General features: G+C 71.8%; 10 protein-coding genes. All 10 read right to left on the minus strand.

Annotated elements, in window-relative coordinates; all coding sequences use genetic code 11:
• Nucleotides 1–33: 33 nt before the first annotated feature.
• The 10 genes from EIY87_RS38285 to EIY87_RS38330 all read right to left on the minus strand — a co-directional run bounded on the left by EIY87_RS38285 (nucleotide 34) and on the right by EIY87_RS38330 (nucleotide 13,135).
• A complete protein-coding gene (locus EIY87_RS38285; RefSeq protein ID WP_125314822.1) occupies nucleotides 34–3,900 on the minus strand; it encodes a carbohydrate-binding protein in 3,867 nt (1,288 codons plus the stop codon).
• A 181-nt stretch (nucleotides 3,901–4,081) separates the two neighbouring features.
• Complete coding sequence (locus tag EIY87_RS38290) at nucleotides 4,082–5,083, minus strand: sugar phosphate isomerase/epimerase family protein (protein ID WP_125314823.1); 1,002 nt, start codon at nucleotides 5,081–5,083, stop codon at nucleotides 4,082–4,084.
• A gap of 21 nt (nucleotides 5,084–5,104) precedes the next feature.
• Nucleotides 5,105–6,472, minus strand: a complete 1,368-nt coding sequence (locus EIY87_RS38295) for a nucleotide pyrophosphatase/phosphodiesterase family protein (RefSeq protein WP_125314824.1) — start codon at nucleotides 6,470–6,472, stop codon at nucleotides 5,105–5,107.
• Nucleotides 6,469–7,596 carry a metabolite traffic protein EboE gene (gene eboE, locus EIY87_RS38300; RefSeq protein WP_125314825.1) on the minus strand — a complete coding sequence of 376 codons (1,128 nt, stop codon included), beginning with the start codon at nucleotides 7,594–7,596 and terminating at the stop codon, nucleotides 6,469–6,471. The genes EIY87_RS38295 and eboE overlap by 4 nt, the downstream gene beginning before the upstream one ends.
• A complete protein-coding gene (locus EIY87_RS38305) occupies nucleotides 7,593–8,444 on the minus strand; it encodes a TatD family hydrolase (protein ID WP_125314826.1) in 852 nt (283 codons plus the stop codon). Before EIY87_RS38305 ends, eboE begins: the two co-directional genes overlap by 4 nt.
• Nucleotides 8,444–8,989 (minus strand): EboA domain-containing protein, encoded by a 546-nt coding sequence (locus tag EIY87_RS49185; protein ID WP_125314827.1) that lies wholly within the window; start codon nucleotides 8,987–8,989, stop codon nucleotides 8,444–8,446. The genes EIY87_RS38305 and EIY87_RS49185 overlap by 1 nt, the downstream gene beginning before the upstream one ends.
• Nucleotides 8,986–9,807 (minus strand): sugar phosphate isomerase/epimerase family protein, encoded by an 822-nt coding sequence (locus EIY87_RS49190; protein WP_125314828.1) that lies wholly within the window; start codon nucleotides 9,805–9,807, stop codon nucleotides 8,986–8,988. Before EIY87_RS49190 ends, EIY87_RS49185 begins: the two co-directional genes overlap by 4 nt.
• Nucleotides 9,804–10,631, minus strand: coding sequence for an SCO3242 family prenyltransferase (locus EIY87_RS38320; protein ID WP_191984433.1), 828 nt, complete (start codon nucleotides 10,629–10,631; stop codon nucleotides 9,804–9,806). Before EIY87_RS38320 ends, EIY87_RS49190 begins: the two co-directional genes overlap by 4 nt.
• Nucleotides 10,628–11,737 carry an inositol-3-phosphate synthase gene (locus EIY87_RS38325; RefSeq protein ID WP_125314830.1) on the minus strand — a complete coding sequence of 370 codons (1,110 nt, stop codon included), beginning with the start codon at nucleotides 11,735–11,737 and terminating at the stop codon, nucleotides 10,628–10,630. The genes EIY87_RS38320 and EIY87_RS38325 overlap by 4 nt, the downstream gene beginning before the upstream one ends.
• Before the next feature lie 126 nt (nucleotides 11,738–11,863).
• Nucleotides 11,864–13,135, minus strand: a complete 1,272-nt coding sequence (locus EIY87_RS38330; protein ID WP_225440307.1) for an ROK family transcriptional regulator — start codon at nucleotides 13,133–13,135, stop codon at nucleotides 11,864–11,866.
• Nucleotides 13,136–13,262 lie beyond the last annotated feature (127 nt).

Below are 13,262 nucleotides of genomic sequence, written 5' to 3' on the forward strand. Positions count from 1 at the left end.
CCATAAGAGCCGGTAAGGAGGCCTTCACGGACTTCAGGACACCGTCAGGGTGTCGATGTCGAACAGCGAACCCGCGCCACCTCGGAAGACGAGGTGGAGGGGGCCGGAACCGGGTGACAAGGTGGTCGAGACCGTCTGGAACGTCTCCCAGCTCCCCGTGACAGGCACCGTCACCGTCCCCAGCAACGCACCCGTAGCCGAACCGGAACGGATCTCGATCGTGCCGCCCGCGCCCGCCGAGGACACCACCGCGCTGAAGCGCGTGATGCCCGAAGTGCTCACCGACGCGTACCCGGCCCAATCGCCGTTCTCGATGTAGCCCAGGGTCTGGCCGCCGCTCGCCGGGGCGTGGGACGCGACCTGCACCCCCGACCCCGACGTGAACGACTCACCCTCCACAGTGGACGACGCCACCCCGCACGAAGCCGGAGCAAGACCTGCGGCATAACGGATCGCGCCCAGCAGGGAAGCGCGGAACACCGGGTCCGAATAGGACTCGATCGTGTGGCCGAGTCCCGTGTAGAACGCCCGGCCGTTCCCCTGCGGGTGGCACCACGTGATCGGGTGGTCCGCGCCCATCTCGCCGCCCGTGTAGCTGGACTCGTCCAGCGTCTGCAGCACGTGCACGCTGCCGCGCGGGTTCGTCCGGTAGTTGTACAGCTCGTCCGTCCGCGTCCACACCGCGGGCAGCCCGGCCGTCGCCGGGTGGGTGTTGTCCTCGGTCACGAAGCGGGCCTGCTGGATCGCCGGGTGGCTCTTGAACCACGCACCGACCAGCTGCCCGTACCACGGCCAGTCGTACTCCGTGTCCGCCGCCGCGTGGACGCCGACGTAGCCGCCGCCTCCTTCCACATAGGACTGGAACGCCGCTTGCTGCGTGGCGTCCAGGACATCACCGGTCGTCGAAAGGAATACCACGGCTTCGTAGGAGGACAGCGAAGTGAACACCGACGCGTCCTCGGTGGCCGTGACGGTGAACCCTTGCGCCGCACCCAGTTCGCGAATGGCCTGGATGCCCGCCGGGATCGAGTCGTGGCGGAAGCCCGCCGTCTTGGAGAACACCAGTACGTCGTAGGACGGATCCACCTGCGTCGGCATACCGCCCAGCGTAAAGGAATCGACGTCGAAGAGGGAGCCGGAACCGCCGCGGAACACCAGGAACAGCGCTCCCGAGCCGCTCGACACCGACGTCGTCACGTTCTGGAACGTCTCCCAGCCGCCGGTCGTCGGCACGGTCACGGACCCGAGCAGCGTCCCGGTGGCCGAGCCGGAGCGGATCTCGATCGTCCCGCCCGCGCCGGCCGACGAAATCCGCGCGGTGAAGGACCGCGCGCCCGCCGTGCTCACGGACGCGTACCCGGCCCAGTCGCCGTTCTCGATGTAGCCGAGGGTGTTGCCGCCGCTCGCGCCCGCGTGTGGCGCGATCTGCACGCCGGAACCGGACGTGAACGACTCGCCCTCGACCGCCGAAGCGGCGGTGGTGAACGTGAACGAGTCCAGGTCGAACAGGTTGCCCTGCCCGGTCACGCCCTTGAACACGAGGTACAGCGTCGTCGTCCCGGCCGGCTGAGCAGCCAGGTTCGCCGTGACGTCGGCGAACGTGTCCCAGTTCCCGGTGTTGGCCACGGCCGCCGACCCGAGCAGGGTGCCGGTCGGCGAACCCGCGCGCACCTCCAGCGTGCCGCCCGGGCCGCCCGACGAGACCCGCGCGGTGATCGACGTGGCGTTGCCCAGCGCGTACGGCGCGAACGAGATCCAGTCGCCGTCGTCGGTGTACCCGACCGTCCGGCCGCCCTCCGCGGCGCCGTGGTCGGCGAGCTGGATCCCCGACTGCGCCGAGAAGTGCTCGCCCTGCCGGTGCCGCGGCTGCAGCTTCCGGACGCTGTGCGACGTCAGCCCGCCCTGGTCGGTGTACTGCGCGTCGAAGACGCCGTAGATGTTCGCGGCGGCGTCGTGCTCCCCGTCGACCGGGACCGCGATGGAGCCGGAACACCCGGTTGCCTGCGTGATCTGGTGCTCGTGGCTGTCGTGGCCGAGCAGGTATGTCACCTTGACCTTCGAGCAGTCCAGCGGCCCGTCTTCCGGGTCGCTGCCGGTCACCTGGAACGGCACGGTGTCACCGAAGGAGAACAGCTGACCGTCCACAGGCGACGCCAGCGACACCGTGGGCGCCGTGTTCCCGACCGTCACGACGAGACTCGCCGTGCCCGTCAGCCCTTCCGGATCGGACACCGTCACCGTCGGCGAGTACGTGCCGTTGGTCGTGTAGGTGTGCGCCGGGTTCGCCGCCGTCGACGACGAGCCGTCGCCGAAGTCCCAGCGGTAGGTCAGCGCGCCGCCCTCGGGGTCGGCGCTCCCCGCCGAAGAGAAGTTGACCGTCAACGGGTTCGGCCCGGACGTCTTGTCGGCCGCGGCCTTCGCGACCGGGTTGCGGTTCGTGCCCGCGAGGTACTCGATCCGGTACAGCGCCTGGTTGTCGCTGCCGGTCCCGTAGTCGAGGACGTAGAGGGCGCCGTCCGGGCCGAACGCCATGTCCATCACCTGCGTACCGCTCCACGGGAAGTCCTCGATCGGCCCACGCGTCCCGTCGGCGTTGACGGTGACCGCCTTGATCCACTTGCGACCGTACTCGCCCGCGAAGTACTTGCCGTCCAACGACTGCGGGAACTTGACGGTGGACGTCGAAGCCGCGTCGTACCGGTAGACCGGCCCGCCCATCGGCGACTCCGAGCCGCTGCCGAACTCCGGCGGCGAGCCTTCGTCGCCCGCGTACTTGATCCACGCGGGCTTCGGCACCGGCAGCTTGGCCAGCCCGGTGTTGCGGAACGACGAGTTCGTCGGACCGCCCGCGCAGTCGTACTTCGCGCCCGACGGTCCACTCGGGAACGTGTAGTGGTTGTACGTCTCGGTCGTGGTGTTCGACCCGGTGCAGTACGGCCAGCCGAAGTTGCCCGGCCCGGTGATCCGGTCGAACTCGACCTGGCCCTGCGGCCCGCGGTCGTGGTTGGTGACGCCGGCGTCCGGGCCGTAGTCGCCCAGGTAGACGACCCCGGTCGGCTTGTCGACACTCATCCGGAACGGGTTGCGGAAGCCCATCGCGTAGATCTCCGGGCGCGTGCTCGCGGTCCCGGGTGCGAAGAGGTTGCCGGAGGGGATCGTGTACGTCCCGTCGGGTTGCGGGTGGATCCGCAGCAGCTTGCCGCGCAGGTCGTTCGTGTTGCCCGACGAGCGCTGCGCGTCGAACTGCGGGTTGCGCGTGGTCCGTTCGTCGATCGGCGAATAGCTGTCCGAGGAGAACGGGTTCGTGTCGTCGCCGGTGGTCAGGTAGAGGTTGCCCGCGGCGTCGAAGTCGATGTCGCCGCCGACGTGGCAGCACTGCCCTCGGTCGTTGGCGACCTTCAGAACGACCTTCTCGCTGGCCAAGTCGAGGGTGTTGTCGGTCTTCAGGACGAACCGGGACAGGTGCAGTTCGCCCTTGTACGGCGCGAAGTCCGCTTCGGTGCCGTCGGTCGGCGCGTCACCGTCCGGTGTGGACAGCCGCGGTGAGTAGTACAGCCAGACGAACCGGTTCGTGGCGAAGCCGGGGTCGGCGGCGACGCCTTGGAGGCCTTCCTCGTCGTGCGTGTAGACGTTCAGCTTGCCCGCGATCGACGTGGCGCCGGCCGCGGTGGTGACGCGGACGGTGCCGTCGCGGGAGGTGTGCACGACCGAGCGGTCGGGCAGCACGGCGAGCGACATCGCCTCGCCGCCCAGCTCGGCCGCGCCGGTGGCGAGCGCGACCTGCTGGTAGTCCGCGGGCGGGATGTCCGCGCGGGCCGGGGTGTCGACGGTGAGCAGGAGGCCGGCACCCAGCAACGCGGTGCCGAACAGCCTCGCCCACTTCGGTGGGGACGGAGACATGCCGGTTCCTTCCTGATTTTGAGCGTGCTTCGCCCCGGTGCGGCGCGAAGCCGGTTTCGATCACCTTCCGACGGGGCTGGCGGCCACCCGCCTGTGGACAACCGCCGCTTTCACGTGAAAGCGGCACCTCCCCCTGTGGACAAGCGGCACTTTCACGTGAAAGTGCCGTCTCCGGGAGGGGTTACTTCGAGGAGAAGGCGGCGTCGAAGGCCGCTGTGGGTGGGGTGAAGTTGAGCTTGCGAACGAACTCCAGGGCTTCGGGGGCGCCGGTCAGGCGGTCCATGCCCGCGTCCTCCCACTCGATGGAGATCGGGCCGTCGTAGCCGATGGCGTTGAGCATCCGGAAGACGTCCTCCCAGGGGACGTCGCCGTGGCCGGTCGAGACGAAGTCCCAGCCGCGGCGCGGATCCGCCCACGGCAGGTGCGATCCCATCCGCCCGTTGCGGCCGTTGAGCTGCTTGCGGGCCTCCTTGCAGTCGACGTGGTAGATGCGGTCCTTGAAGTCCCACAGGAACCCGGCGGGGTCGAGGTCCTGCCAGACGAAGTGCGACGGGTCGAAGTTTAGCCCGAACGCCGGGCGGTGCCCGATCGCCTCCAGCGTCCGGACGGTGCTCCAGTAGTCGTAGGCGATCTCGCTCGGGTGCACCTCGTGGGCGAAGCGGACGCCGACTTCGTCGAACACGTCCAGGATCGGGTTCCAGCGCGTGGCGAAGTCGGCGTACCCGCGCTCGATCATCGACGGCGGCACCGGCGGGAACATCGCCACCGTGTGCCAGATCGACGAGCCGGTGAACCCGACCACTGTGGACACCCCGAGCTTCGCCGCGGCGCGGGCGGTGGCCTGCATTTCGGCCGCCGCCCGCTGCCGGACGCCTTCGGGTTCGCCGTCGCCCCAGATCCGCGCGGGCAGGATGGCTTCGTGCCGCTCGTCGATCGGGTGGTCGCAGACGGCCTGACCCACCAGGTGGTTCGAGATGGCCCACACCTTGAGGTCGTACTTGGCCAGCGTCGCGAGCTTCGCCGGGACGTAGGCGTCGTCGGCGAGCGCCTTGTCCACTTCGAAGTGGTCGCCCCAGCAGGCGATCTCGAGGCCTTCGTAGCCCCAGCCGCTCGCCAGCTCGCAGACCTCCTCGAACGGCAGATCGGCCCACTGCCCGGTGAACAACGTCAACGGTCGTGCCATGTCTGACCTCCTGGGTGCGTCCTATTCGGTGCGGATAGCCGTGAGCAGCAGATCCTTGACTTCGGTGGCGTGGATCTTTTCGCGCGCGAGCGACGGGTCCGAGCACAGCAGCACCGGCCCGTCCTCGGGCGCGTCGGGCAGCCGGCCGTGGCTGCCGCGCACCGGCGCCGGGTCGAGCGGGACGACCTGCATCGAGTACCGCAGGCCGAGCTTCTTGCGCGCCAGCGCCGACGCCGCCTTCAGCTTCACCGCCGGGTCGTTCGGGTCGAAGAACAGCTCGGCCGGGTCGTAGCCGGGCTTGCGGTGGATCTCGACGGTCTTCGCGAAGTCCGGCGCGCGGTCGTCGCTCAGCCAGTAGTAGTACGTGAACCACGCGTCCGGCTCGGCGATCGCGACCAGCTCGCCCGCGCGCTCGTGGTTGATGCCGATCGACGCCTGCCCGTCGCGGTCGAGCACGACGTCCACACCGGACAGTCCCGCGACGATGTCCCGCACGCGCGGGATGTCCGCCGGGTCGGCGACGTAGACGTGCGCGACCTGGTGGTCGGCCACCGCGAACGCCCGGGACGTCCACGGGTCCAGGTACTCCATGCCTGCCTGGACGTACACGTTGAGCAGGCCTTCGCGACGCAGCGCCCGGTTGATGTCGACCGGCCGGCTCGCGTTCGTGATGCCGTACTCCGAGAGCGCGACGACGGTGTGCCCGCCCGCGGCCGCGAAGTCCAGCAGCGGTTTCAGGGCCGTGTCGATCTCGCGGGCGGCGGCCGCCGCCTGCGGCGCGTCCGGACCGAAGCGCTGGAGGTCGTAGTCGAGGTGCGGGATGTAGACGAGCGTGGTGTCCGGCTTGTCCTCGGCCATGATCTTCTGCGCCGCGGCGATGATCCACTTCGACGACGTGATCGCCGCCGTCGGACCCCAGTAGGTGAACAGCGGGAACTCGCCGAGGTCGCCGACCAGGCGGTCGTGCAGCTGCGGCGGGTAGGTGTAGGCGTCCGGGGACTTCTTGCCGTCGGCGTGGTAGATCGGCCGCGGGGTCACCGTCAGGTCGACGTCCATGCCCATCGCGTACCACCAGCAGACGTTCGCGACGCGGTGCCCGGCCTGCGCGCGGCGGGCGGCGTCCCAGAACTTGTCGCCCTGCACCAGCTTGTTGTGCTGGCGCCAGAGGAAGATCTCGCCGAGGTCGCGGAAGTACCAGCCGTTGCCCACGATCCCGTGCTCGGCCGGCTGCAGGCCGGTGAGGAACGTCGACTGCACCGAGCACGTCACGGCCGGGAACACGGTGTCCAGCTGCGCGGTGAAGCCGGGCTCGGCCATCTTGCGCAGGTTGGGCATGTGCGGCAGCAGCCGCGGGGTCAGTCCGACGACGTCGAGCACGAGCAAACTCATTCCGAAACCTCTTCCAAGCCTAGTGCGATCAAGGAACGCCGGGTCCAGTCCAGCTCGGCCGCGATGCCCGCGACCAGCCCGGCGTCGTCGGCGGGTGCGTCCGGGAGCACCTGCCAGGTGTAGGTCTCGACCTCGACGTGGTCGGTGCGCGCGGTGGCGCCGCCGAACAGCTCGGCCAGCGTCGCGGCCAGCACCGGCCGGGTCGACGTCAGCGGCGGCGCCGGGTCGGCGTGCAGCGGCACGTGGAAGTGCACGCGCCACGGCGCCTCGCCCGGGAGCCCGCCCGCGAGCGCCAGATCGAGGTCGTCGGCCCCCGGCGGGGCCCCTTCGTTGCTCTGGTGCAGGAACCGGGGTTCCACAAAGGACTCCAGTGCCCGGCGGGTCGCGGGGTCCTTCGGCGAAGCGGCCTCCAGGGCCGCCGACGCCTGCAGCTTGACGACGTCCAGCCCGGCCGCTTCCAGCCGTCCCAGCGCGGCGGCCGGGTCCTCGAAGCCCACGGCGAGGTGGCACGTGTCCAGGCAGACGCCGAGCCAGTCGGTGTCCACATCGGACAGCAGGGACGCCGCCTGCGCGGTCGTCTCGATGACGCAGCCGGGTTCGGGTTCGAACGCCACCCGCACCGGACGTTCCTGCGCCGCCAGTCCCTTGGCGAGCTGTTCGAGCTGACCGCGATCGTCCTGCCACTCCGTGCGCCAGCCGAGCGGCAACGTCGAGACGCTGCCCCGGGCCGCGTCGTCGGGGAGCAGCTCGGCCAGCAGCTTCGCCAGGTCCAACGTGTACTGCGTGCGCTCGGGCGTCGACCAGTCCGGCCGGTACACCTTGTGCTTGACGACCGGGTCGTGGAACCCCTGGTACGGGAACCCGTTGAAGGTGACGACCTCCAGGCCGCGCGTGGCCAGGTCGTCGCGCAGCCGGGCCACCGCCGCCGGGTTCGCCACCAGCTCCGAAGCCACCGGCCGGGCCAGCCACAGGCCGAGCCCGAGCCGGCTCACGCCGAGGCGTTCGCGGACCGGCTCGCCGAAGCGGGCCAGCTGGGCGAGCACGCCGTCGAGGTCCTCGGCCTGGTGCACGTTGGTGCAGTAGGCGAGGTGGACGAGCGAGCCGTCGCGGTGCCGGAACCTCACTTGCGCGCTCCCCGCAGGATCGAGTTGCCCGCGAACTCGGCGGCCACGGTGTCGGATTCCAGCGAAAGCCGCCCGCTCTGGCCGTAGAATTCGACGGGGTTGCGCCACAGCACCCGGTCGACGTCGTCCTCGGTGAACCCGGCGGCCAGCATCGCGTCGCCGGTCTTGCGGGTCTTGAGCGGGTCGCTCTTCCCCCAGTCGGCGGCCGAGTTCACCAGGACGCGCTCGGTGCCGTATTCGCGGAGGATCGCGACCATCCGCTCTTCGTCCATTTTGGTGTCCGGGTAGATCGAGAACCCCATCCAGGAGCCGGATTCCTTGACCATCGCGACGGTCACCTCGTTGAGGTGGTCGAGCACCACGCGTTCCGGCGCGATCCCCGACTCGCGGACGACGGCGATGCTGCGCTCGGTGCCGGCGGCCTTGTCGCGGTGCGGGGTGTGCACCATCGCCGGGAGGTCGTGGTCGATCGCCAGCGCGAGCTGCGCGGCGAACGCCTTGTCCTCCTCGGCGGTCATCGAGTCGTAGCCGATCTCGCCGACCGCGACCACGCCGTCCTTCTCCAGGTAACGCGGCAGCAGGTCGAGCACCGGCGTGCAGCGCGGGTCGTTGGCCTCCTTGGGGTTCAACGCGATCGTGCAGTGGTGCGCGATGCCGTACTGGCTGGCGCGGAACGGCTCCCAGCCGACCAGTGCGTCGAAGTAGTCGGTGAAGCTGCCGACGTTCGTGCGGGGCTGCCCCAGCCAGAACGCCGGCTCGACGAGCGCGCGGACCCCGGCCGCGCGCATCGCCGCGTAGTCGTCGGTGGTCCGGGAGCTCATGTGGATGTGCGGGTCGAAGATGCGCATCAGGCGTCCTGTTCGGTCAGCAGCGGGAGGAGGTCGGCGGGGACGTCGCGGCCCGCGGCGGTGCGCTCGGCGGCGAAGGACCGCATCATGCGCAGCAGCTCCTCGTCGGTCCGGCGGTCGAGCCCGGCGATGCCGGCCAGGGGAATGCCCATGAACACGCACTTGAGGACGCCGTGGCGGTAGGCGGCGTCGTCGAGGTGCGTGGCGGCGTACTCCCCCATCGCGGCGGTCACCAGGCGGGTGTCGTTGGTGCGCAGGGCGTCCGCGACCAGCTCGAGCCCGGCGTCGCCGGTGTCCACGACGGACAGTCCACGCAGGACGGCCCGCTTCTCGGCGGCGTCGCCGTAGCGGTAGAGGTCCGGCATCTCGGCGGCCGCGCCCGGCGCGGCCTTGAGCAGTTCCACTCGGGCCACGTCGTCGACCGTCCATCCCGGAATGTCGGACGGGCCCCGGCCGACCCGGCGGCCGACGCCCGGGAACACCGTGCGCAGGACCGTCGCATCGGCGGCGACGTCGTGCAGTGCCTTGTCCAGCCAGGCGTTCACGCCGCCACCGCCTTCCGCAGGAATTCGAGGGACTCACGGGCGATCCGCGGCGCCGCGTGGCTGTCCCGCGGCAGTTCCACGGCCACCAGCCCGGGGTACGGCGACAGCGCTTCCAGCACCGGCGGGAAGTCGATCTCGCCGTGCCCGAACTCCAGGTGCTCGTGGGTGCCGCGGCGCATGTCGTCGATCTGCACGTTGACCAGCCGCGGCAGCGCGCGGCGGACGCAGTCGGGCACGGACGCGGACTCGTTGCACCGGCAGTGCCCGATGTCCAGCGTCAGCCCGAACCGCGGCGGGTCGCCGAGCCGCCGGGCCAGCTCGAAGTAGCCGTCCAGGTCTTCGACCAGCATGCCCGGCTCCGGTTCGAAGCCGAGCTTGACGTCGTGCTCGTCGGCCGCCTTGAGCACGTCGGCGCAGCCGTCGACCAGGTGCACCCAAGCGTCCTCAGTGGACAGATCGGCGGGTTTGTTCCCGCTCCAGAAGGAAACCGCCTCGGCGTTCAGGTCCGCGGCGATCTCCACCGCCCGCGTCAGGAACTCGACGCGGCGCGCGCGGTCGGGGTCGAGGAACGTCGGCGAGTGCTTGCGCCACGGGTCCAGCAGGAACCGCGCGCCGGTCTCGATCACTACGGCCAACCCGAGCCGGTCCAGCTCGGCGGCCAGCGACGCGACGCGCCGGGCGAGGTCCGGCCCGAACGGGTCGAGGTGCTGGTGGTCGAGGGTCAGCGCGACGCCGTCGTAGCCGAGGTCCGACAGAACGCGCAGGGCGTCGCCGAGGCGGTGGTTGGCGAAGCCGTTGGTGCCGTACCCGAACCTCATGTCGGCGACACCTTCCGGCTCAGCGCCCGCGCGATCGGGAACGCGGCGGCGACGGCCAGCGCCGAGCGCCACGCCCCGGTCCGCGCGATCAGCCCGGCCTGCAACGGGATCATGCCGTGGATCCCGGCCCCGACCGCGCGGCGGATCTTCGGCGCGGCCGGGTCGCGGACCGCGTCGTACTGCGCCCGCCCGGTGGTCAGCGCGTACGTCCCGAGCAGCGCCGAGGCCAGCGGCCCGACGCGGCCGGCGGCGACGCGGACCCCCGCGGTGGCGGCCAGGGTGGCCGCGGGCAGCGCGGGCTTCGCGCCGTGCACCTCGGACCGCGACAGCGTCGTCACGGCGTAGGTGTGCGCCCCCACGGTCAGCGCCGCGGGCAGCGCGGGCTTCGCCCCGCCCGCACCCAGCAGGACGTCGAGCGCGCGGGCGGCGGCCATCGCGGCCGGGCCGAGCGCGGTCTCCTTGAGCACGAAGTCGTACGCCCACACGGTCGCGGCCAGCGGCAGCGCGACGCGCAGCGCCCGCTTCCCGCCGGCGGCGGCCGCGATGCCCAGCCCGCCCGCGGTCAGCCCGGTGGCCACGCCGAGCGCGGCGCCCGGCGAGACCCGGCCCGACGGGATCGGCCGCTCGGGCCGTTCCATGGCGTCGAGGTGGCGGTCGGCGTAGTCGTTGAGCGCCATGCCCGCCCAGTAGATGCAGACGGACGCGCCGGTCAGCGCCAGCGTGCGGCGGCGGAAGGGCCAGCCGGCCGCGGCGGCCCCGGCGACGGCGTCCCCGGGCACGGTCAGCGCCGCGGGCGCGCGGACGAGTTCGACGAGCGCCTTCACCGGTGCGCCCACTCGCGCAGGGCCGCGTACTGCGCCGCCAGGTCGTGCGGGCCGTCGCCGACGGGGTCCTTGAAGAAGAACCCGAACTCGGCCACCGGCCCGGCCACGCCGTCGCGGCAGGCCTTGCCGGTCAGCCGGGCGAGGTCGAGCACCAGCGGCGCGGCGAGCGCCGAGTCGCAGCCCTGCCAGGTGAGCTGCAGCGTCATCCGCGCGCCGAGGAACCCCTCGAACAGCACGTGGTCCCAGGCGGTCTTCCAGTCGCCGAGCGCCGGGACGTAGTCGATGTGCACCTCGCCGTCGACCTCGCGCCCGAGGTTCTGCGAAAGCACCTGCTGCTTGGACGCGTTCTTGCTCGCCGCCGCGCCGGGGTCGGACAGCGTGGCACCGTCGCCCCCGCCGAGCAGGTTGGTACCCGACCACGCCAGGACGTTCAGCGCGCGCTGGGCGAACATCGGCGCGAGCACCGACCGCAGCAGCGTCTCGCCGGTCTTGCCGTCGCGGCCGGCGTACGGCTGCCCGGTGGCCCGGGCCAGCTCGTCGAGCGCGGGCAGGCGCGCGCCGGTGGACGGGGTGAAGTCGACAAAGCCACAGCCGGCGCGGAAGGCCGCGTAGGCGTACAGCGCGCTAGGCGGCAGCGTGTCCAGCGCGTTCTCCAGCGCGGCCAGGGAAGCGTGCGCCGGGTGCGGCGCGCACGGCGGTTCGGTGGAGGAGACGTTGACCACGACGACGTGGTCCAGCCCCTCCCGGAACTCGGTGAGGTCCGCGACGATCCGGTCGACTGCCGCCTGCCCGCCTTCCGACGGCGCCTGCCGCAGCCGGGCCTCGGCCGCCTCCAGCTCCGCGCTCACGGCGGCGGGCAGCGCCGAGGGCAGGACACCCGCCGCGGCCAGGTGCTCGGCCCGCTTGACCAGCGGCGTGTCGACGACGTCGTGCCCTCCGAAGACCAGGTCCCCCAGCCCGGGCAGCTCAGCCCCGGCGAACTCCGGCGACTCGGTCACGCAGCCGGTGCGCGCGGCCAGTCCCGCGCGCATGGCCGCGGCCCCGGCGACGGCGGTCGTGGCCACCGATCCCCGGGCACCGATCAGCCAGACACCGATCTTCCCCATAACTTCCTCCAGCAGTTCGGCACATCAGCCCGCGACCGGCGGTTCCCCGCCCGGCGCGCGGACGCCCACCCGATCTACATCGCGCGGATCGATCAAGTGTTTCCACCCGGTCGGGGGGCGCGGGCGTCATCCGCTCTCCCGTTCCGCGCGGACCGGGACCAGCGCCGGGTCGTCGAACACCGCCTGCAGCGCCACGTGCGCGCCGCCCCGCGACGCCGCGGTGAACCCCAGCCAGGACAGCTCGACGCGGCAGCCCCCGATCCCCGGGGCGATCACGCGGGTTTCGAGCTCGGCGAGCATCGGGCCGAGCAGGTACGGGCCCAGCTGGGCGAAGTAGCCGCCGAGCAGCACCACGCGCGGGTTGAAGACGTTGACCAGCACCGCGGCGCCGACGCCGAGCCCGGTGCCGACCTGCGCGAGCGCGTCGAGCGTCCGCTTGTCCTTGAGCTCGGCCCGGCGGCGGATCAGGTCGAGCCGCTGTTCGAGGTCCAGCGACGGGTCGTGCACGGGGTCGCCCGGCGACGCGGCGAGCCGCAGCATCCCGGCGAGCCCGACGAGCGTTTCCCAGCAACCGCGGCGCCCGCAGCCGCAGCGCCGGCCCGCCGGGTCGAGCTGGATGTGACCGATCTCGCCGGAGAACCCCTCGGCGCCCCCGAGCAGCCGTCCCCCGGCGATCACGCCGCCGCCGACGCCGATCTCGCCGGTGAGGTACACCAGGTCCGCGGTGCCCGCGACGCTGCCCATGGCGTATTCGCCGAGCGCGCCGAGGTTCGCGTCGTTGGCCGTGCGGATCGGGAACGACGGCGGGCCGAGCCGCCGGGTCAGCCGTTCGGTGATGCCGCGGACCACCCCGACGTCGGTCCAGTGCAGGTTGGGCGCGAAGGCGACGGTGCCGCTCGCGACGTCGACCAGCGCCGGGATGCCGACGGTGACCCCGGCGGGCATGACCCCGAGCCGGCGGCACTCCCGCAGGGCCCGCGCGGTCAGTTCGGCTCCGGCGTCGAGGACCTTCTCGACGGGGAGCGCGGCGACGTCCAGCGCCACGCGTTGCTCGAACAGGACGGCGCCGGTGAGGTCGAGGGCGAGCGCGGTCAGGTAGTCGACGTTGATCTCCACGCCGATCCCGCCGACCCCGCGGCCGTCGAGCCGCACGATCGTGCCCGGCCGTCCCACCGCGCCGGCGCGCTCGCGGTCGCCTTCGCGGACCAGCCCGCGCTCGGCGAGTTCGGCGACGAGGCTGGACACGGTTCCCTTGTTCAGCCCGGTGTCCGCGGCGATCCCCGCCCGCGACCGGGGACCCGCGTCGCGCAGGTGCCGCAGCACCAGCGAAAGGTTGCTCCGCCGGACGGCGGCCTGGTCGGCCGGGCGCACCGGTTTGAGCGCGAAGGAGGAGTCCACGCCGACACCACCCCAGTTCGTCTGGTGGGACAACAAATTAGGGCGGGCGAAACGATCCGGTCAACGAGCACCGGGACGGGACGAAAGCCGGACAAACGGTGCTGACCAGCGAAACTATCGCTCGCGG

It is taken from the genome of Amycolatopsis eburnea (genome assembly GCF_003937945.1).
Classification (GTDB): domain Bacteria; phylum Actinomycetota; class Actinomycetes; order Mycobacteriales; family Pseudonocardiaceae; genus Amycolatopsis; species Amycolatopsis eburnea.

Excerpts from the sequence above, each read along its gene's own strand:
- EIY87_RS49190 (WP_125314828.1), bottom strand. The coding sequence starts at position 9,807 with ATGAGGTTCGGGTACGGCACCAACGGCTTCGCCAACCACCGCCTCGGC.
- EIY87_RS38290 (WP_125314823.1), bottom strand. The coding sequence starts at position 5,083 with ATGGCACGACCGTTGACGTTGTTCACCGGGCAGTGGGCCGATCTGCCG.
- EIY87_RS38325 (WP_125314830.1), bottom strand. The coding sequence starts at position 11,737 with ATGGGGAAGATCGGTGTCTGGCTGATCGGTGCCCGGGGATCGGTGGCC.
- EIY87_RS38295 (WP_125314824.1), bottom strand. The coding sequence starts at position 6,472 with ATGAGTTTGCTCGTGCTCGACGTCGTCGGACTGACCCCGCGGCTGCTG.
- EIY87_RS38305 (WP_125314826.1), bottom strand. The coding sequence starts at position 8,444 with ATGCGCATCTTCGACCCGCACATCCACATGAGCTCCCGGACCACCGAC.
- EIY87_RS38285 (WP_125314822.1), bottom strand. The coding sequence starts at position 3,900 with ATGTCTCCGTCCCCACCGAAGTGGGCGAGGCTGTTCGGCACCGCGTTG.